This is a genomic window from Leisingera sp. ANG-M1, assembly GCF_000813745.1.
In the GTDB taxonomy this organism is placed as follows: domain Bacteria; phylum Pseudomonadota; class Alphaproteobacteria; order Rhodobacterales; family Rhodobacteraceae; genus Leisingera.
This window is the reverse complement of the sequence record NZ_JWLC01000007.1, coordinates 74,293-94,395: the sequence shown is the minus strand read 5'-3', so window position 1 is coordinate 94,395 and position 20,103 is coordinate 74,293. Positions and strand designations below refer to the sequence as shown.

Genomic DNA, 20,103 nt, shown 5'->3' with positions numbered 1-20,103 from the left:
CGTGTTGCCGGGTGCGGGAGCCTCCGGCGGGGATATTTTTAGCCAGATGAAGAGCGGATCGGAATTGCGTTCGCAGCGTAGGGATTGAGAGGGTGAGATGAGCATTTCAGGCAATCAGATGGAGCTGCGGGAAGAGGATATCCGCAAACATTACGCCGCTGCGGCTGCGCTGCTGGAAGGGTTTGACCACACGCCGCGCATTGCCAAGCCCGCGGTGGAAGGGAAGGCGCCGGAGCGCTCGCCCGGGATTGCCCGCACCCGCCGCTTCCGCTCGACCACGCCGGGGCTGGTGACGCGCTCCACCGCGCGGCCCGAAGGGGTGCATCTGATTGCCCGGATTGAGGCCGCGGATGACGATGACCCGCTGACCTCGCCCCTGCAGGCGACGTTGCAGCATGCCTTGCGCCGGGCGCTGGCAATTTCGCTGGCGATGGGGGAGGCTTATGCTGAGGTTTCTGGCCTAGGGGATCTGAAGCGCGCTAATTTGGCTGGCTCGCTGGATGCCGCCCGCAAGGGGGAGTTCACAGAACTGCTGGCCGCCGAGGCGCTGATTGCCGCGCATGTCTTTGCCAATGCGGCAGCCTATCTGCTGGCCCCGCATGGGAGTGAGGCACAAGCGGAAGTGGGCGAGGCAGAGGAACTGCTCACAGACAACGCACCGCTGGCCTTGCATGGGGCGCTGTGGGAGCTGGATCAGAAGCTGGCGCTGCATGCGCCCGATGATGCGCATCTGATTGCGGCTGCGGCGGCCTATGCCGAGCAGCTGATGGAGAAGGCGGCGTTGCGCGCCCAGAATGCTCCAAGACTGGAGGCGTTTACCGCTGCGGCCTGGCGGGTGGAGGCGGATGACCTGACCATCAGCGGCTTTGAGCCGGCGGCCAAGGCGAAGTCCACAACGCTCACCATGGCGTTCAAGAAACCGCATGAGGTGGTGGGCAACCATATCGCCAAATATCAGGCGCTGCGGCTCGCCAAGATGCTGATGGCCTATGACTTTGACCGCCGCCTGAACCCCTTTGCCGAAATGGGCGGTTTCATCTTCACCTTCATGGGCGATGGCAAGCCGGGGACCGGTAAGACGACGCTCATTCAGATGATGGCCGGCCTCATCCACGACTATTGCCAGAACGCGGGCTATGCCTTCCGGTACCAGAACTTCGGCATCGACAATATCGACAGCTATCAGGGCAAGTCCGGCCAGAACGCCAAGAGCTTCATCCAGAATGTGATCGACCCGGGCGTCATCGGCTTTGGCACCATCGACGACATCGACCAGATCGCGGGCAAGCGCGGCGACCGCCAGTCCAGCGCAGGCCAGCAGGAGGTGACGGCAGTCTTCATGGAGGCCTTTGCCGGCGCCAATACCGTGGTGCGCGGCAACTGCACCTTTGGCATGTTCTCCAACTACCCGGAGAATGTGGACGACGCCCTGCGCCAGCGTGCGGGCGCGCGCTTCCTGGTGGACGGGCCGCAGACACGGGAGGATTACATCGACATCCTGACCCTGCTGATGGGCAAGAACCACGCCATCCCGCAGGGCGATCACGACCTGTATGGCGCGCAGGAGATCAAGAAGGCCGTCGCGCGCTCATTCGAGGCCCACAACCGGCCGCAGGAGCCGGGGCTGGCGGAGGTATTCGGCCGGGTGCATGACCAGATCGGGGAACTGGATGATCTGGCCAAGCTGGGCACTTATCTGAAGGCCATTCAGCAGGCGGATGAGCGCTTTACCGGCCGCGCCATCAAGAACATCACCGATGCGGTTAAGGTCCGGGCGATGGATTTCGAGCTGCCTGATGAATGGATGGAGAACCCGGAGCTGTTCCTGTTCAAGGACTACGATACCAAATCCGCGATGATTGCCGAGCTTCGGGTGCCCATCACGGTCGACATGGTGGTGCAGGAGATCAACCGCTACGCCGACTCTGAGTTCCGCTATGCCGACAAGTCGGATGAGGTGGCGATTGAAAACATGGTGCGCGATTTCGGGCGGCAGGAAGAGGCCAAGCGTCGGTATCTGGAGGGGCAGGGGTGACTGTTGCGCGCAACACAAGGGCAGAGCCTGTCCGCGGGCGGAAGCGGAGCGCCCGCCCGTTTCGCCGGAGGCAAACCTTCGGTTTGACGGGGCGGACGGGCGCTGCCCGAGCCGCAAGCGCCTCGGGCGGGGTGGTCGACCCGTGAACCGGTTTGTTGAGTGGCTGATTTATGTCGTGATGTGGTGGCGTTTCACAAGGGTGCGCGATGAAGTGCTGCGGAGGTATGCTCGCATCTACTGGAGAACCGTTGATGGGTTAATCAAGTTTGGCTTGGCAGGGACGCTAGTATTCCTCTCGCTCGCGTTGGCTTTCTCACTAGATGATACGTGCAGCTATTGGGGACGTTGTGAAATGCGCCTCGTGGCTTTCTTGGATGCGCCAGCAAATGAAGCGGGAGACACTCTGGCAGGGCTAGCTGGCGCGCTAGCGTTTCTTTGGTTGATCGTCACCGTAACACTCCAAGGAAAAGAGCTCTCGGCTCAACGGAATGAGTTGAGGCTGACACGTCGTGAGTCCGCAAAAATGGCAGCAGCGTTGGAGGCTCAGGCCGATGTCTTCATAGATGAGAAAAAACAACGCGATGAAACTAGAGCCAAGAGGCACCTGGATGAGCTGCTAGCCGGGTTGGTTGATCAGTTAAAGACAGAGCCAAACTCAGGAGCAACTTGGCTGCGGCGCAGCAGGACAAACAAAGAGTTCCGCCAGGAAAACTTTCTAGAGGTGTTCCATCATAATCCGTTGAGTGATCGAAACTTGGACCAAGAGATAAAGATACAAGCGGCAAGGCCAATTGCTTTCCTAGAAGAGTTCAAGCTTTTGAAACAGGACCGTTTAGTTTCAGGAAGGTCCCAGTACAATTGGTACTTTGCAGGTCTATCAGAGCAAGTGGATCGAATTTGGGATTTGCATGATAGGTTGGCTGACGATCAAAAAGAAAGACTCCGAAACTTGCGTTTGGAGTTGTTCTCCAGCGGTTTAGAACTAATGCTTAGCAATGAAGAACTGTGGATAAAGGCTGAAAAAAATCTGGAGGCCGCCGAATGAAACGCCTCATCCAGCATGGCCTGATGTTCGGCAATCTCTTCCATGTGGCCTCGCCCGCGCTGGTGGAGCGCTATAACCGCGCGCTGAAACATCTGACCGGCAAGACCACGGCTCTCACCGATTTCCACGTTGATATCTCGGGCTTTTCGCCGGAGATCGGGGATGAACTGGGGGACGATCACTATCTGAACCATGCGGGCGTGAACCGGCAGTTCATTCTCCTTAGCACCGAGCAGAAGCGCTGCCCGCTGCTGCATGTGAAATTCTCCACCAGCCGGGACATTCTGCGCCGGTTCATCGAGGTCAACGAACGCCAGCTGTTTGCGCTGACCGCGACCGATGCGGTGGCAGGGGAGCTGGTGAATTCGGTGTTTGAGGTCTCCACTCCCGCCAAGCTGTTCGACATCCAGCAGGTGCGGATCGAGGCGGATACCACCAAGGGCACGCTGCGCCATGCGGACCGTCTGGCGGAGCTGGTGGAGCGGTTCAAGACCGGCGAGGATGCTTGGTTTGATGATGTGCTGATCGGGGAGATGATCTCGACCGCGGAAAAGACCGGCGATGTGACTCGCAATCCGGTGCATCTGGAGCATGAGGTGTTTGCGCAGTCGAACTTCTGGACCGCGCATTTCGGCGGTATGTATGTGTTTCAGGGCGTTGAGCATCCGGCTGTGATTGCCAGCGGTGAGAAGCCAGAGGGTGTGCCGCTTGACCGGGTGTTTGATCTGGGGCAGCGCAATGCGATTGCCAAGTTCCTGGAGCTGAACGGCTTGGCCGAGCCGGTGATCCGGGCGCGCGGCGTTGATGGCGCGGCGATCCTGCGGCAGAAGATGGGGTTCCTGGCGGTCTCGGTGCTGACGGAGAAGGGGCGGGACTTGTCAGACATGTCGCGCGCGGATCTGCGGCGGCTGGCGGCGCGGCATGCCGACGAACTGCCGGAGGAGTTCGAGGGGTTGTCCGCGCTGGTGCGCTGGGCGGAGGGCGGCGGCAAGTGGCCGAAGATCCGCTCGGACCATCCGGCCTATTTCTATTCCCTGCGGGCGGCGGATACGCCGGAGCGGGATCTGGTCAATATGCTGCTGGCGGAGCTCTGCCCGCATGACTTCCGCCAGATGTTCATCTGCCACAAGGAGCTGTTTTACAGCCAGTACCGGGGCTGGCCGGAAACCAAGAAGGCTTATGCGGCGGAGTTCCTGGCGCGGGAGTATGCGGTGGACAAGGCCGGGGCGCGCGAGGCGCTGTTCGGGCATGAGCCGGACATGGAGGGCCGCTCGCCCGCGCTGCCGCGGGTGCGGCGCAAGGGGATGGTTGAGCGGGTCGGCCCCTGGGGTGCGGTGAACCGGGTTAGGGGGCGCTGATATGAGGATTTTGGATCGTGAATGCTTTTCCCGGGCCGCTTGCGGCCCGGTTCACGCCCGACCCGCCCCCCAGGGCGGGCGTGAAACGCCCCCCCACGGGACGGGCGCGAACCTCTGTTGGATGCAAACCTGCGGTTTAGGTGGGGGAGAGTGCTGAATGTTCGGCTTCTTCCGCCTTGTGCTGATCCTTTTGGTCGGGCTGACCGTGATCTACGGAGTTGCCCGGCTCTACTCGCGCGAGATGCGGCGGGCGCAGCTGAAGCGGCGCTGGAAACAGAAGGGGTTGACCGGCGACCGCGCGGCCTTCATCCAGCGGGGGCTGAAGCAATACGACCGCTCGCCCCGGCGCAAGCTCTTGCTGCTGATCTACATCATTCCGCTGGGAGCGCTGGCGCTTCTGGTCTACGTCATTAACTTCATGTGAGGTCACTCCCATGCGTTTCATCAAATGGGCCTTCCTGATCACCTTCTGGGGGCTGTTCGCCGCCTTCCTGCATTACACGCTGCCGCAATACGACGTGGTGCGCATCGTCAACACCTATGAGGAGCGGCAGGAGCTGAACGATTGGACCCGGATTTTCTGGTCCAAGCCGGATGACCAGTCGGCCGAGCTGTTGAACCGCGATGTGCAGTTCATCCAGGGCGTGCGGCCGGGCGGCGATCCCATTGTTTACCGCAACGAGGACACCGGCTGGAACTGGCCGCCTTATTTCAAGTTCGACACTGCCAACCTTTATACAGATGCCAATGACGCGGTTTCGACCAAGGACGCGCCGGAGTGGGTCTCGGTGATGCATTACGGCTGGCGCAACCAGTTTCTGTCGATCTTCCCCAATGCGGTGACGATCAAGCCGGTGGCGGGGCCGGACGACAAGCCCACCAACTGGTTTGCGATCATCTTCCTGGTGCTGCTGGCGGCGGTGATGTGGGCCATCTATGTGCGCTGGCGCCGGTTCCGGCAGGCCAGGATCGACCCGATGATCGAAAGCGCCGAGGACAGCCTTTATGCAGCGGGCGATGCGCTGGCCGAGCGCAAGGGGCGGTTCCGCCGCTGGCTGGACAGCTGGAAATCGAAGTGAGCAAAGGCCGCCGGTTGGGCGGCCTTTTTCTTTGGCATCGCGGGGTGTGAATCGATTCGCCAGGCCGGGCGGCTGGTAACTGTGTGGAAGATCAGCACCTTGCCGCAAAAAGGCGGGCGAGTGCCGGTTTGGGATTCTGGACATCTCTGTGCACCTTGGCGCGGCACACATGCATGTCTTTTTCCGGTTTCGGCGGGTCGGATTTGTTTTCGCCGAACGGCCCGTGATCGGGCAATTTCCCCTCAGCAAGGTGCCGTCCTTCGGGGCGGAGAATTGGGAAGCTGGTGAAAGTCCGGCACTGCCCCCGCAACGGTGACCCCGGGTCAGGCCTGGCAAAGACCACTGAAGCCGATGGTTTCGGGAAGGTGCCAGGCTCCGCCGCCAAGCGGCCCCGGGACAGTCCGGAAACCAGCCTTGCCATGAAAACACGTCAACCGCGGGCGGCGGCGGGGCGGTTGCGGGTGCGTGGCCTGCAATCTCTCTTCCTATGCCTGTACCCTAGCCAAGACGCCGCGGGGATGCGGCAAAGGAGAGAAGCAGATGCTTCACGACAGTGAGATTCTGGCCAAACTGGTGGCCCGTCAGAAAAACTATTCCCTGGAGCAGGCGTTTTACACCGATCCGGGTGTGCTGGATCTGGACATGCGCCAGATCTTCTACCGCGAGTGGCTGTTTGCCATTCCGGCCTGCGAGATCCCCAAGGCGGGCAATTTCGTGACCCATCAGGTGGGCGCCTACAACGTTGTCATCGTGCGCGGCACCGATGGCGAGGTGCGCGCCTTCCACAACGCCTGCCGCCACCGCGGCTCGGTTGTCTGCAAGGCCAAGAAGGGCAATGCGCCGAAACTGGTCTGCCCCTACCACCAGTGGACCTATGAGCTGGATGGCTCGCTTCTGTGGGCGCGCGACATGGGGCCGGACTTTGATGCCTCCAAGCACGGGCTGAAGCCGGTGCATTGCCGCGATCTGGCTGGGCTGATCTATATCTGCCTGGCCGATGAGGCGCCTGATTTTGACGCCTTTGCCGAAGTCGCACGCCCCTATCTGGCGCCGCATGACCTGGGCAATGCCAAGGTGGCTTATGAAAGCTCGATCATCGAGAACGGCAACTGGAAGCTGGTCTGGGAGAACAACCGCGAGTGCTACCACTGCGGCGGTAACCACCCGTCGCTGTGCCGGACTTTCCCGGAGGATCCCTCGGTCACCGGCATTGAGGGCGGCGAGACCCCGGCACACCTGCAGAAGCATTTCGAACGGGTCGAGGCCGCGGGCATCCCGTCGGCCTTCACTATCGACACCCGCGGCCAGCACCGGCTGGCCCGGATGCCGCTGAATGAGGGCGCCGAGAGCTATACGCTGGACGGCAAGGCAGCTGTGGCCAAGAAGCTGGGCCGGGTGCCCTTTGCCGATGCGGGCACATTGCTGAAGTTCCACTACCCGACCACCTGGAACCACTTCCTGCCGGATCATTCCATCGTGTTCCGGGTGACCCCGATCAGCCCGACCGAGACCGAGGTCACCACCAAATGGCTGGTGCACAAGGATGCGGTTGAGGGCCAGGACTATGACCTGAAGCGCCTGACCGAGGTCTGGATCGCCACCAATGACGAAGACCGGATCGTGGTCGAGGACAACCAGCGCGGCATCAACTCGCCCGCTTATGAACCGGGCCCGTACTCGGAAGTGCAGGAAAGCGGCGTCATCCAGTTCTCCAACTGGTATGCCGACCACCTGACCCGCGCGCTGACCGGGCGCCATCTGATCGCGGCGGAGTAAGCATATGGGACTGCAGGCCAATTTCGAGACGCTGGACGAAACCCTGGCGTGGAAGGACGACGAGATGCTGGAATGCGTTTCGGTTGTGCCGGAAGCGCCGAACACAGCCACCTTCAGCTTCCGCGCGCCGTCCGGCGCGTGGTTCAAGTACCAGCCGGGCCAGTTCCTGACGCTGGAGCTGCCGGTGCCGGGGGAGACTGTCTGGCGCACCTACACCATCAGCTCCTCGCCGTCGCGGCCGCTGTCGATTTCGGTGACGGTGAAGGCGCAGGCGGACAGCATCGGCACCCGCTGGATGCTGGACCACCTGAAGCCGGGGATGTTCCTCAAGGCCTCCGGCCCGGCGGGCGTGTTCACCCTGCCCAAGCGGCCGAACGGCAAGTTCCTGTTCATCTCGGCGGGTTCCGGTATCACGCCCAGCCTGTCGATGACCCAGTATCTGTTCGACCGCGGCCAGTCGCCGGACATCTGCTTCATCAACTGCGCCAAGCGGCCGAGCGAGATCATCGCGCGCCAGCAGCTGGAAAGCATGGCGTCGCGGGTGCCGGGGCTGAAGCTGAACTTTGTGGTCGAAGAGGACGACCCTTATCAGGTCTGGACCGGCTACCGCGGGCAGCTGAGCCAGATCATGCTGGGGATCATCGCCCAGGACTATCTGGAGCGCGAAGTCTACTGCTGCGGGCCTGAGCCGTTCATGCAGGCGGTGCGCGACATGCTGATCGGCCTCGGCTTTGACATGGAAAACTACAACCAGGAGAGCTTTGGCGCGCCGGTTGAGACTGAGGCAGACGCGCCGGAGCTGGACGATGTGGTTCCAGAGGAAAGCGCCACCGCCGAGATCAGCTTTGCGGCATCGGGCGTCATGGCGACCTGCACCGAGACCGATACGGTGCTGGCGGTTGCCAAGGCCTCGGGCCTCAACATCCCGTCGGGCTGTACATTCGGCATCTGCGGCACCTGCAAGGTCAAGAAAACCGCGGGCGAGGTGCATATGGTCCACAACGGCGGCATCTCGGAGGAGGATGTGGAGGCAGGGTACATCCTGGCCTGCTGCTCCAACCCGATCGGCCGGGTTGTGGTCGATATCTAAAGACACAGGGCGCGCGCCGGATCCGGCGCGCACCCTTTCTGTTGCAGTGCCTGATCAGGCTTCCAGTGCCAGCTTGTGCACGTGGATTTCGTTGATCGGGTGGCTCTCGGCGCCGATGATGCCGGGGCGGGCGTGGCGGTAGAGCGAGCGCCAGTAGGGCTGGATCACGGTGCCGTCGTCACGCATGAACTGCTCGATCTTCTCCATGTGGCCGCGGCGGGTGTCGGCGTCGGCAATGGCCGATGCAGCCTCGAGCATGCTGTCGAACTCGGCGCTGGCGAGGCCGGTTTCGTTCCAGGCGACCCCGGTCTTGTAGGCCAGTGTCAGCACTTGCACCCCCAGCGGGCGGTGGCCCCAGTCGGTGGAGCTGAACGGGTATTTGTCCCAGTCGTTCCAGAAGGTGTTTCCGGGCAGCACGGTGCGTTTGACCTTGAGGCCCGCATCGCGCATCTGGGCTGCTAGCGCATCCGTTGTGTTGCGGCGCCAGTCGTCGTCGATCGAGACCAGCTCATGCTCGAAATCGAGCATTCCGGCCTCTTCCATCAGCTGGCGGGCAGCCTCCGCGTCGCGCACTGGGGCGCCGATGTCGGCGTATTCCGGGTGGATCGGGCAGACGTGGTGGTTTTCGGCCAGGGTGCCGCGGCCGTCATAGCCCAGCTCCAGCAGCACCGAGTTGTCGCAGGCCAGCGCCAGGGCGCGGCGGACGCGGGCGTCGGCATAGGGTGCGGTGCCATCCACCAGCGAGTCGCGGTTGGTGCGCAGCACCAGGGTGTTGGCGGAGACCGACTCGCTGACGTTCCAGCCAATGGAGGTGAAGATATCGACATATTCGCCCACGGTTTCGTAGGTCATGTCGATTTCCTCGGCCTCGGCTGCCGACAGATGGGTGGAAGCATCGGTGCCGAAGTCGATGAACTCGATCCGGTCGAGATAGGCGCCTTCGCCCCACCATTCGTGATCGGTGTTCTTTTCCAGCGCGACCTTCACGCCGACCTCGTATTCCACCAGCTTGTAAGGGCCGGTGCCGACCGGATCGGCGCCCGGGTCGCCGGACCAGCCGTCTGGCACGATGGCCGCGGGATATTCTGTCACGGCTGGGATGATGGTGATGTCCGGGCGGGTGAGCTTCAGCTTGAGCGTCAGATCGTCGACGATCTCCAGCGCGCCCTCGGCCGGGCCGTCGCCGGCCTCGTTCTGCAGCGAGCCCATGCGGGCCGCCATCGAGTTGCCTTCCCATTTGCCGTCGCACCAGCGGGCGAAGTTGTAGGCGACGTCTTTGGCGGTCAGGGTGCCGCGGCCGTCGTTCCAGTTCACGCCGGGGCGGATGTGCAGCAGGTATTCGGTCGCGTCCTCGTTGACCTCCCAGCTTTCCAGCAGGCGCGGCTCAAAAGTGCCGTCGGCGTTGTACTGCACCAGGTACTCCAGGTAGCCGCGCACAAGGTTGCCGAGCTGCGGCCAGTTGAACAGCGGCGGGTCGAGCAGGGCACGCACGACCTGCTGAATGCGGATGGTGCCGCCCGCTTGCGGGTTGGCGGCGGCCTGCACCGGCTGGCTGAGGCCGATCATGCCGTAGGCGGCAGAGGCAGTCACGCCAAGCGCGGTTGCGCGCGACAGGAACTCGCGGCGGTCCAGTTTGCCTTGGGCGGCTTCCTTCGCATGCATGCGGACCGCGGGGTGGAGGGTTTCCCTGTTATAGTATTGGGTCATTTTGCTTCCTTTGTTGCTGTTGTCAGCGCCGGAAAGGGTGCGGGCAGCAGTATGGAGGATGGAACGGCAGCCCTGCCCGCTGGCCGCCGTTCCCGGGGAGATGCCTTATTCAGCAGGCTCCTGCGTGACCGTGGTGGCGACGCCTGCTTGTTCGCGGCGGCCGTCGTTGTAGATCGCTTTCACCAGGGCAGCGCATTGCAGCACCATCACCAGCGAGAAGGGCAGGGCGCCGATCACCATCGCGGTCTGGATCGCCTTGAGGCCGCCGACCAGCAAGAGTGCCGTCACCACCGAACCCAGGGCGACGCCCCAGAAGATGATATGCGGGCGGGCCTTGGGGCCTTCGTCACCGGCGGCGTTGATGGTGTTGACGATCAGCACGGCGCTATCCGCGGTGGTCACCAGATAGGTCATCAACAGGACCACGATCATCACCGACATCGCCCAGCCCAGCCAGGGCGACAGCATGTACTGCACCATGGCAAAGATCTTGTCGCCATCTGGCGCGGTGGCGATCTGGCCGCCGGCATTGCCGTTCAGCTCAAGGTCGATGGCGGTGCCGCCGGCCCAGGTGAACCAGACAAAGCACATCAAAGACGGCACGATCATCGCCCCCAGCACAAACTCGCGGATGGTGCGGCCCTTGGAGATGCGGGCCAGGAACAGGCCGACGAAAGGCGCGAACGCAATCCACCAGGCCCAGTAGAACACCGACCAGCCGCCCTGCCAGCCTTCCAGCTTGGAGGCGACGCTGTCGGGGTTGCCGTCATCGGTCCAGACGCGGAACATCATGTCGGGCATGGCGATCAGGTAGTCCCACAGGCCGACGAACAGCGCCTGCATGCCAAAGAAGGTGGAGCCGAACAGCAGGAAGAAGCCTAGCAGCGCGATGCTGAGCACCATGTTGATGTTGGAGAGCCACTTGATGCCCTTGCCGACACCCGAAAGCGCCGAAGCGGTGGAGGCCAGCATGATCACCAGAATGGCGACGATGACACCGGAGGTGTTGGCGGTGCCTGCCTCGTTGGTCAGGCCGGTGATGCCGATCCGGGTGAGGCCGGAGACAAACTGCTCAACCCCGAAACCCAGGGTTTGGGCCACGCCCAGGATGGTGGCAACCACGGCAACGATATCCACCACATGGCCGATGGAGCCTGACAGGCGGGCGCCGAACAGCGGCGTCAGCGAGGAGCGCATGGTCAGCGGCAGCCCGCGGCGGTAGCTGAAGAACCCCAGCGCCAGCCCGGCAATCGCATAGCAGGCCCAGGCGCCCAGGCCCCAGTGCAGGAAGGACCATTTGTAGGCCATGCGGATATTGTCGGCAGTGCCGCCGTTGGTCAGGCCCTGGATGACTTCCGGATTGTTGTTCCAGTGATAGATCGGCTCGGCCACAGCCCAAGTCAGCATGCCGACCCCGATACCGGCCCCGAACATCATCGAGAACCAGGAAAAGTTGGAGAACTCCGGCTTGTCGCCGTCCTGGCCCAGCTTCAGCCGGCCCGCAGTGGGCCACATCGCCAGCGCGACGCAGCACAGCACAAACAGCGCCACGGTCCAGATGTACCAGGCGCCGAAGGAGGCGAGGATGAAGCCGTTGATCGAATTCAGGATGGCGCCGGACTGTTCGGGGAAGGCAATGGCCCAGATCACCAGCCCGCCGATCAGCAGTTTGGAGGAAACGGTGACGATCTGGCTGAAGCCCCGGTAAAATCCGCTGTCGGATGTGCCGATCGGCAAATCCGTTAAAGGTGGTTTGATTGACATGTAGTATCCCTGTTTTCCCTGCTCTGCCGGGGAAGCCGCCGGGGCTGCGGTCTTAGCAGAACTTACGCAGGGCATTTTTTGTTATAAAAAAACTGCCTTTTGCAGTAGGCAATAATTTATGAGTGACATTAGCAGTCTTAATAGGAAGCTGAGCTACAACCTGGTTGCGCTGCATGCGTTCGACCTGGTGGCGCGCCATGGCAACTTTACCGGTGCAGCAGAGGCGCTGGGGCTGACGCAATCGGCGGTTTCCCAGAAAATCAAAGGGTTGGAGACGGAATTGGGCATTGCCTTGTTCCGGCGCGAGCACCGCGGCGTGTCGCTGACCAATGAAGGGGTGCGGCTTTTGAACGTGGTGCGCCCGGCTATGACGCAAATGGGCAACTCGGTATCCTCTCTGATGGAGCGCAAGTCGCGGCCAAGGGTGCGAATTTCCGCGGATTTTGCCTTTTGCAGCTTCTGGCTGCTGCCGCAGCTGTCGCATTTGCGGGCCGAATTGGGGGATGAGATCGAGATCCAGATCCTGGCGGCGCAGGTGCCGCCGGAGGATTACGGCGAGGATTGCGATATCAAGATCCATGTGGCGCCGCGCAACAGCATGGTGAAAGGAGATGTCATGCTTCTGCAGGAGCGGGTGGCGGCGGTCTCCAGTCCGTCGTATCTGGCGGCGCATGGGGGGATCTCCAGCTCGGCAGAGCTGCTGGATGTGCAGCTTCTCAGCCTGTCGAAGCCGGCCTCGGCGGAATGGCAGACCTGGCAGGGATGGTTTGATGCGCTTGGCATTTCCGGCGAACGGTCGCGGAACTACATCAGTTTCAATAATTACGACATGGTGGTGCAGTCGGCGGTCTCGGGAGACGGGATTGCCCTGGGCTGGCTGGGGCTGATCGACCGGGTGCTGCAGAACGGCTCTCTGGTGCAGGTCACCGGCGATGTGGTCGAAAGTGACGCGGGCTACGTCATGTCACGTGATTATTCCAGCCAGTTGCGCGGACCCAGCCTGGTGTTTGATTGGATTGCTGCGCATTCACCGGTGCCTGTGCTGCAGTAGCAGAAAGGGCTGCTGGTGCGGGGGCCTGTTGACGCAGCCGGTGGCCGCAGTATCTTGCCGGCATGACCGCTACCAGCTCCCATGCCCGCGCCCTTGCCGCTCTTGGCCATGATGCCCGTCTGGCGATCTTCCGCCTGCTGGTGAAGGCCGGAGAAGAGGGCTTGCGGGTCAGCGATATTGGCGCGCATCTAGGTATTGCGCCCTCGACACTGGCGCATCATCTGTCGGCGCTGGTGGATGCCGGCCTGGTGCTGCAGGAGCGGCAGGGGCGCGAGGTGTTCAACCGCGCTGACTATCCCCAAATGCAGAAGGTGATTGATTTCCTGACTTCGGAATGCTGCGAAGGTGTCAGCCTCAAAGGCAGCGAAGACGCAGCCTGAGGGTTACCAGCTGCGCCGGCCCAGCAGTGCGTGCAGCCGGTTTTGCGGCGCAAAGGCATCGACATCTGCTGGCTGTTCGAGATGCGACAGCACGCGGCTCACCAGCAGAAATCCCAGGCCTGCAAAGATCATGCCGCCAAAAGCCTGTCCCAGCAGCACCCCCGGTGCGCCTGCCAGATAGCCGCCCAGAACGGCCAGCGGCCAGGTGCCAAGCGTGTGGCGGCCCCAGTTGATCCAGGTGGAATAGACCGGGTGGCCGAGGTTGTTGAAACTGGCGTTCTCGACAAAGATCACCCCGTTGAAGAAGAGCATCAGTGCCAGCGGCCCGCAAAACAGATAGATCAGGCTGCGGGTCTCCCCGGTGGCGGCGAACAGATCAGCAATGGGCGCGCGCAGAGCGAACAGCACCGCGGCTGCCAGCAGGGTGTAGATTGCGGTGAAGGCGATGCCGGCCAGAAAAGCTTGGCGCACACGCGGGAACAGCCGGGCGCCGAAGTTCTGGCCGACGATGGGGCCGATGGCGCCGGAGAGGGCAAAGATCACCGAAAACGCTACCGGCATCAGGCGTCCGATCACTGCCATGCCCGCAACCGCATCGGTGCCGAACTGGGCGATTTCTCGGATCACGATGGCGCTGCCAACAGGCGTGGCCACATTGGTCAGCACTGCAGGAACGGCAATGGCCCGGATGGCGCGGATGTCACCGGCAATCTGCCGCAGCGACGGCCGCATGAACCCCTGGTGCACACGGATTGCAGGCCATAGCGCGGCAATCAGCATGCAGATCCGGGCCAGCACCGAGGCAATGGCGGCGCCATCCAGCCCCAGCCCGACCCCAAAGATCAGGATCGGGTCCAGCACCGCATTCAAGCCACCGCCATAGAGCGTGGACAGCATCGCCCGGCGGGCATCGCCGTGGGCGCGCAGCACTGCCATAGCGCTCATCCCCAGCGCCATCACCCACATCGTTGGCAGAATGATGGTGACATAGCGTGCGGCCAGCCGCAGCACCTCGCCTTCGGCTCCCAGCAGCGCCAGAACCGGATTGAGGTAGGACAGAACCAGAATTGGCACCAGCAGCCCGGTCAGCGCTCCGATCACGGCCACGCTGGAGGCGTTGCGCCGGGCACTGTCCGGCTGCCCGGCGCCAAGCGCGCGCGCCACCAGCGAGCCTGCGGCAATCGACAGCCCGATATTGATGGAATTGGTGAAGAACAGCAGCGTGCCGGCATAGCCCACAGCCGCGGCAAGCGCGTCATTGCCCAGCATGGCTATGAAGGCCATGTCGACAAAATCCACCGCAAACATCGCCATAAGCCCGATGCTGGCGGTCAGCGACATGCGGGTGACATGCCCCATCAGGCTGCCGCTCAGAAAGACCGCTTTTTTCTCGGGCTGATCTGCCATTGTTCTTCCTTCCGGTGCTGAAGTTCCGGAGCCATGCTCCGGACGCCGGCGTATGACATAACCAGATTTCCGGTTGTGTCAGTGAACCCTGTCACACAGCGGAGCCGAGGGCCAGAGGATCAATCGGCAAACAGATAGTGCGTTTCGGCGATCTGCCTGGTCTTGTCCTCAGCCAGGCCAAGGAAGCCGCTGAGCTGGGCGGCGTTCTCCTCGGGAGAGCTGCTTTCGCGCATCTGAAACAGCTGGCTGAAGCCGGCGTCGCGGATCCGGTCGGCTTCATGCACGATATCGTTGCGGATGGTCGGCAGCAGCCGCTCCAGCGTCTGCTGCGAGGTGCGTTCCCCCGCAAGGCCGACGCGGCGTGCGTGACCGATCAGGTAGTCGTCGGTGAACTCGCACTCGATCTGCAGGAAGCGGGTCGAGGAGCGGTCCGAATGAAAATCGTTCATCAGTTCGATGGCGCCGGGATCGAGGCAGATGATCAGCTGATCCGACTCGTAGTATTCGAACAGCATCCGCATCAGCGCACGGCGGTGGCGGGTGCGCTTCATCAGCGCCGCCTGGATGCCGCCGAGGTCGGGCAGCGGGGTGTCTTCCTCGTTGAACAGGTATTCGATGGCCGGGATATTCGTGACCTGGCGAATCTGTTCCAGCAGCCGCTTGGCCACATGCCATTTCTTGCAGATCACAATCAAAAGCTCTCGCTCGCGCCCCAGGGTGCTTTCGGTTTCCCAGAACCGCGGAGAGAAACGGCGACCGATGCGGCCGCGCTGGACCAGGAATTTGTAGAGGCTGCGGCCCTCGTTGGAGATCTGAAAGTCGACCCCCTGCGCCGCGTAAAGCCGTCCCAGCCGCGATTTCAGCTCTTTGGCTTCGGGGCTGATCTTGCGGGCAAACAGAAAATCCTGGCTGAGCAGCAGGTCGTAATGGTCGTTGTGAAAGTTCACCGGCATCCCGTAGTCGGTGAACATCAGGAAGGTGAGGGTGCGGGCCTCGATCTCCTTCTCTGGGATCAGGTGGCGCACCAGGGTCTGAAAGAAGGTCTCATCCGGGATCCAGGTGGTGCGGAAGAACCGCATCACATCCTTGCGCTTGGTTATGAAGTCGAGGATCCATTCCACAGTGCGGCGGCGCAGGCACCACCACTGGCTGCCGATCTGAACCTGGATGTCGGCGGGAATTTCGCGTGTGAGCCCAAGCCGCTTTTGCGCTTCGAACATGGCGTAGAAGCGTTTCTTCTGGGTGCGCTCGTTGAAGTAATGGCGGTAGATCAGCCGCTCTTCCTTCCAGCCGGTTTTGATCCAGTCGCTTTCGAAATAGTCGAAGCTCTCAATGAAGTCGCAGTCATGCGAATCCAGGAAATCGTGGGCGTATTCCGCCGTCTTCACCGCCATGCAGTCGCCCGACAGCATGTAGAAATGGGTGGCGCGGGGGAAGTCCTCCACCGCGGTTTCCAGCGCATAGAGCGTCGCCTCGACCAGCGACCACTCGCCCCATCCGCACTTGATCCGCTTGCGGGCAAAGGCGACGTTGGGGTTGTCCGCCAGCTCGCTGCGGATCAGCTGGTAATCTTCGGCGGCCGCGCGCGCATCGAAGTGAATCGACATATAGTCGCCGGCCGCGGTCAGCCGCTCGGCCTGCTGGATGATCGCCTCGGGGTCTTTATGGCAGAGCAGAATATATGCGATTTTTGCCATTGCGCGGACGGACTGCCTTGTTTTGCCTGATTGTTTCCCTTGATAAGGGGCCTTTAGGCACGAATAAACCAGATAGTTCCCGTTTCGGTAAACATATGCGATGACTGCGGGTAACGGCGCATCAAAAAGAAGAGGGCAGCGGATGGGGTTCCCCGGCACCTGGATGACGGAAAGTGAAAGTGTGGTTTACCGGGTGGTGCCGAAATGCGCCTGCTCGACCATTGGGCAGATCCTCTTTTACTCCGACCACGGAGAATTCTTCGAAGGCGACATTCATGATGCCAAGGGGGGCTTGCACAAATGGGCGCTGGAGCACAGCCAGGGGCCGATCACCCGCAATGTGCGCGGCCAGAGGTCCTACGCCTTCACCTGTGTGCGGAACCCCTACACCCGCATTCTTTCGTCCTTCTTCGACAAGATCTGCGGCATCCAGCGCAACGGGCGGCGCTACCGGGGCAACCTGGTGCCCAAGCTTGCCTATGAATACGGCATCGAGGTCGGCGGCGAGGACGGCAAGCAGGAATTCGACCAGATCGCCAGCTTCCGCCGGTTCCTGCTGTTTGCCCGCGACACCATCCGCTGGCGCCGCCCGATGGACCCGGACATCCACTGGTCGGCGATGTCCGGGCATGTGTCGACCTTCATCCACAATGGCGGCCGCTACAACAAGATCTTCTGGACCGAGGACTTCAACAGCGGCATGCAGGATGTGCTGGACGCAATCGAAACCCCGCATGCGGTGGACCTGGCTGCGATTCCGCGCTTCAACGAAAGCGAGGGCCACGGCCCCAAGCGCGCGCATCCGGTCGAAGACTATTTCGACGACCTGTCGATGCATCTGGTCTACGAGATCTACAAGCGCGATTTCGAACTGTTCAAATACGATTTCGAAAATCCGGGCAACAAGATGCCGGTGGGCGAGATCGACTTGGAAGAAGTGCACGCCAAGCTGGGGGAGTAGAGCCTGGGAGTGGGCTGCCGCGCCCTTGTAGACGCAGCAATAGAAACTTGAACCCGGCGCCGCTTGCGTGACGGCGGGGCAGGGCAATTAGCGGAAGGCCAAAGACTTATTAGTTTTCTGGCATACCAGTTTTGCTGAGGAGGTGAACCTTTCACCTGCACCACTGGCAGAAAGTATTCCTTGCATTGCTTCAGGATCAAACAGCACCGAGTACCGCATAGTGAACGTGGTTTCGATGATGTCCGGTATGCCGTAGTCAACGGTTTTTGTGACGATAACCGGCACTTGGGCAAGTTTCCATCTCAGCCGGTACTGCCCATCTCGTTTCCGGGTGAATTTAGCAGTAACTGGAGCGCCGTCCACACTATGGGCCAGAGCGTCATAGGCTGTTGCAGTGCTGTTTCCGGCGTCAATTTCCAACAGGTACTTCTCTGAAATAAAACCGCCGTCATCAACCTTGCGGGGCGTATCGTGACCAGTAAAGTCGCACAGGTATTTTTGGGGTGCTGCCTGTGCAGTGGCGGGTACGGCTGCAGCCAGAACCGCAGCGAGTAATCTAAACATAGCTCTCCTCGAAATCTCTTGTTATGAATCCATTTTGGACAACTAGGCCGAATGTCACAACCTTAATGCGTGTGGTGATTTCTTTAGAGGTGAGCCTGCAAAACGTTGGCTGGTCAGGCAAAACGATAAAAGAGCCAGCGAACCGCGGCTCAGGCTTTCGCGGCTTGCTCCTGAATTCTTCAAAGTAAAAGCCCGCTGCGGATGGGGCGGCGGGCTTTGCATGTTTTTCAATCTGGACTGGCTTTAGTCCTCGTCAGGCAGCGCGCGGACGGCACCTTTGGCGGCTGAAGTGGCCAGCAGCGCATAGGCCTTCAGCGCTTTGGAGACTTTGCGCTTGCGCGGCTCGGCGGGCTTCCAGCCTTTGGCGTCCTGCTCTTCGCGGCGTGCGGCCAGCTCCTCGTCGGAGACCGCCAGATGGATCGAGCGGTTGGGGATGTCGATCTCGATCTTGTCGCCCTGGCGCACCAGGCCGATGGTGCCGCCCTCAGCTGCCTCAGGAGAGACATGGCCGATCGACAGGCCGGAAGTGCCGCCGGAGAAGCGGCCATCGGTCAGAAGCGCGCATTTCTTGCCGAGGCCTTTCGACTTCAGATAGGAGGTCGGGTAGAGCATTTCCTGCATGCCCGGACCGCCGCGCGGGCCTTCGTAGCGGATCACCACCACATCGCCTTCAGTGACTTTGCCGGTCAGGATGTCGTTCACTGCCTGATCCTGGCTTTCGCAGACGTAAGCCGTGCCGGTGAAGGTCAGGTTGCTGGCGTCCACACCTGCGGTTTTCACGATGCAGCCATCCAGCGCGATATTGCCGAACAGAACCGCAAGGCCGCCGTCCTGGCTGAACGCGTGCTCTTTCGAGCGGATCACGCCGTTTTCGCGGTCGTTGTCCAGCTCCTTATAGCGGTTGGACTGGCTGAACGCCTGGGTGGTGCGCACGCCGCCGGGGGCCGCTTTGAACAGTTCTTCGGCTTCCGGGTTGTTGGCGACCTTGATGTCCCATTTGGCGATAGCTTCGCCCATGGTCGAGGAGTGCACGGTCCCGCAGTGGTCGTGCAGCAGGCCTGCGCGGCTAAGTTCGCCCAGGATCGAGAAGATGCCGCCGGCCCGGTGCACGTCTTCCATATGCACGTTGGCGGTGTTCGGCGCCACTTTGCACAGGCAGGGCACCTTGCGGCTCAACGCGTCCATGTGGGACATGTTGAAGTCCACTTCGCCTTCGTTGGCAATGGCCAGCAGGTGCAGGACGGTGTTGGTGGAGCCGCCCATGGCGATATCCAGGCTCATCGCGTTCTCAAAGGCGTCAAAGGTCGCGATTTCGCGCGGCAGCAGGCCTTTTTCCTCGTCCTGGTAGTGGCGCTTGGTGATCTCGACGATCTTGCGCCCCGCTTCCAGGAACAGGCCCTTGCGGTCGGCATGGGTCGCCAGAGTCGAACCGTTGCCCGGCAGCGCCAGGCCCAGGGCCTCAGCCAGGCAGTTCATCGAGTTTGCGGTGAACATGCCGGAGCAGGAGCCGCAGGTGGGGCAGGCGTTTTCTTCGATGTGCTGGACCTGCTCGTCGGTGAACTTGTCATTCGCCGCGGCAACCATGGCGTCGACCAGGTCGATCTTCTTCATGTCCAGATCGGCGATGTCGATCTTGCCTGCTTCCATCGGGCCGCCGGAGACAAAGATCGCGGGGATATTGAGGCGCATGGCGGCCATCAGCATGCCGGGGGTGATCTTGTCGCAGTTGGAGATGCAGACCATGGCGTCGGCACAATGGGCGTTGACCATGTACTCGACGCTGTCCGCGATCACTTCGCGCGAGGGCAGCGAGTAGAGCATGCCGTCATGGCCCATGGCGATGCCGTCATCCACCGCGATGGTGTTGAACTCTTTCGCCACACCGCCGGCCGCCTCGACCTCGCGGGCAACCATCTGGCCCAGGTCCTTGAGGTGCACGTGGCCGGGCACGAACTGAGTGAAGGAGTTGACGATGGCGATGATCGGCTTGCCGAAATCATCGTCCTTCATGCCGGTGGCGCGCCACAGTCCGCGCGCGCCCGCCATGTTGCGGCCATGGGTGGAGGTTCTGGATCGGTACTTTGGCATCAGGCTGGTTCCCTTAGTCTTTGCCCTCAGGGACACGATTTGCGCAATAAAGGCAACCTGCCGGGGCGGTGTTCGGTAACTTTGGCGCAGTATACGCCGGT

Annotated in this window: 16 protein-coding genes and 1 riboswitch; of the genes, 10 read left to right on the top strand and 6 right to left on the bottom strand. The window is 61.8% G+C overall.

Annotated features, from left to right (window positions below):
• Positions 1 to 97 precede the first annotated feature (97 nt).
• The 7 genes from RA19_RS05895 (at position 98) to RA19_RS05865 (ending at position 8,383) form a co-directional block, all read left to right on the top strand.
• A complete protein-coding gene (locus tag RA19_RS05895; protein WP_039160553.1) occupies positions 98 to 2,035 on the top strand; it encodes an AAA family ATPase in 1,938 nt (645 codons plus the stop codon).
• 142 nt (positions 2,036 to 2,177) lie between these two features.
• The gene (locus RA19_RS05890; protein ID WP_039160551.1) at positions 2,178 to 3,080 is read left to right on the top strand and encodes a hypothetical protein; all 903 of its coding nucleotides are present in this window, start codon (positions 2,178 to 2,180) and stop codon (positions 3,078 to 3,080) included.
• Positions 3,077 to 4,438 carry a DUF6638 family protein gene (locus RA19_RS05885; RefSeq protein ID WP_039160549.1) on the top strand — a complete coding sequence of 454 codons (1,362 nt, stop codon included), beginning with the start codon at positions 3,077 to 3,079 and terminating at the stop codon, positions 4,436 to 4,438. The genes RA19_RS05890 and RA19_RS05885 overlap by 4 nt, the downstream gene beginning before the upstream one ends.
• A gap of 157 nt (positions 4,439 to 4,595) precedes the next feature.
• Positions 4,596 to 4,862, top strand: coding sequence for a hypothetical protein (locus RA19_RS05880; protein ID WP_039160547.1), 267 nt, complete (start codon positions 4,596 to 4,598; stop codon positions 4,860 to 4,862).
• A gap of 10 nt (positions 4,863 to 4,872) precedes the next feature.
• Complete coding sequence (locus tag RA19_RS05875) at positions 4,873 to 5,517, top strand: DUF1523 family protein (protein ID WP_039160544.1); 645 nt, start codon at positions 4,873 to 4,875, stop codon at positions 5,515 to 5,517.
• 231 nt (positions 5,518 to 5,748) lie between these two features.
• Positions 5,749 to 5,948: riboswitch (cobalamin riboswitch) on the top strand.
• A gap of 109 nt (positions 5,949 to 6,057) precedes the next feature.
• Positions 6,058 to 7,293: an aromatic ring-hydroxylating oxygenase subunit alpha gene (locus RA19_RS05870; RefSeq protein ID WP_039160541.1), complete on the top strand. Its 1,236-nt coding sequence runs from the start codon at positions 6,058 to 6,060 to the stop codon at positions 7,291 to 7,293.
• Positions 7,294 to 7,297: 4 nt separating this feature from the next.
• Entirely contained in the window at positions 7,298 to 8,383 is a 1,086-nt protein-coding gene (locus tag RA19_RS05865; RefSeq protein ID WP_039160538.1) for a hybrid-cluster NAD(P)-dependent oxidoreductase, read from the top strand.
• Positions 8,384 to 8,437: 54 nt separating this feature from the next.
• Here the strand turns inward: RA19_RS05865 and RA19_RS05860 are convergent, their stop codons facing one another.
• Together RA19_RS05860 and RA19_RS05855 are read right to left on the bottom strand one after the other, a co-directional pair.
• On the bottom strand, positions 8,438 to 10,090 hold the full coding sequence (locus RA19_RS05860; protein ID WP_039160537.1) for an ABC transporter substrate-binding protein: 1,653 nt from the start codon (positions 10,088 to 10,090) through the stop codon (positions 8,438 to 8,440).
• Between the two features lie 105 nt (positions 10,091 to 10,195).
• Positions 10,196 to 11,854 (bottom strand): BCCT family transporter, encoded by a 1,659-nt coding sequence (locus tag RA19_RS05855; protein ID WP_039160534.1) that lies wholly within the window; start codon positions 11,852 to 11,854, stop codon positions 10,196 to 10,198.
• 118 nt (positions 11,855 to 11,972) lie between these two features.
• Between RA19_RS05855 and RA19_RS05850 the strand changes: the two genes are divergently transcribed.
• Together RA19_RS05850 and RA19_RS05845 are read left to right on the top strand one after the other, a co-directional pair.
• On the top strand, positions 11,973 to 12,905 hold the full coding sequence (locus RA19_RS05850) for a LysR family transcriptional regulator (protein ID WP_039160532.1): 933 nt from the start codon (positions 11,973 to 11,975) through the stop codon (positions 12,903 to 12,905).
• 62 nt (positions 12,906 to 12,967) lie between these two features.
• Positions 12,968 to 13,285 carry an ArsR/SmtB family transcription factor gene (locus tag RA19_RS05845; protein WP_039160530.1) on the top strand — a complete coding sequence of 106 codons (318 nt, stop codon included), beginning with the start codon at positions 12,968 to 12,970 and terminating at the stop codon, positions 13,283 to 13,285.
• A 3-nt stretch (positions 13,286 to 13,288) separates the two neighbouring features.
• On the opposite strand, the gene RA19_RS05840 is transcribed toward RA19_RS05845, so the two are convergent.
• Complete coding sequence (locus RA19_RS05840; RefSeq protein WP_039160527.1) at positions 13,289 to 14,692, bottom strand: MATE family efflux transporter; 1,404 nt, start codon at positions 14,690 to 14,692, stop codon at positions 13,289 to 13,291.
• Between the two features lie 119 nt (positions 14,693 to 14,811).
• Entirely contained in the window at positions 14,812 to 16,389 is a 1,578-nt protein-coding gene (locus RA19_RS05835; protein ID WP_039160525.1) for a DUF5928 domain-containing protein, read from the bottom strand.
• 142 nt (positions 16,390 to 16,531) lie between these two features.
• On the opposite strand from RA19_RS05835, the gene RA19_RS05830 reads away from it, so the two are divergent.
• The gene (locus tag RA19_RS05830; RefSeq protein WP_039160523.1) at positions 16,532 to 17,350 is read left to right on the top strand and encodes a sulfotransferase family protein; all 819 of its coding nucleotides are present in this window, start codon (positions 16,532 to 16,534) and stop codon (positions 17,348 to 17,350) included.
• Positions 17,351 to 17,437: 87 nt separating this feature from the next.
• Here the strand turns inward: RA19_RS05830 and RA19_RS05825 are convergent, their stop codons facing one another.
• Together RA19_RS05825 and ilvD are read right to left on the bottom strand one after the other, a co-directional pair.
• On the bottom strand, positions 17,438 to 17,914 hold the full coding sequence (locus RA19_RS05825) for a hypothetical protein (protein WP_039160521.1): 477 nt from the start codon (positions 17,912 to 17,914) through the stop codon (positions 17,438 to 17,440).
• A 243-nt stretch (positions 17,915 to 18,157) separates the two neighbouring features.
• On the bottom strand, positions 18,158 to 20,002 hold the full coding sequence (gene ilvD, locus RA19_RS05820) for a dihydroxy-acid dehydratase (RefSeq protein ID WP_039160519.1): 1,845 nt from the start codon (positions 20,000 to 20,002) through the stop codon (positions 18,158 to 18,160).
• Positions 20,003 to 20,103 lie beyond the last annotated feature (101 nt).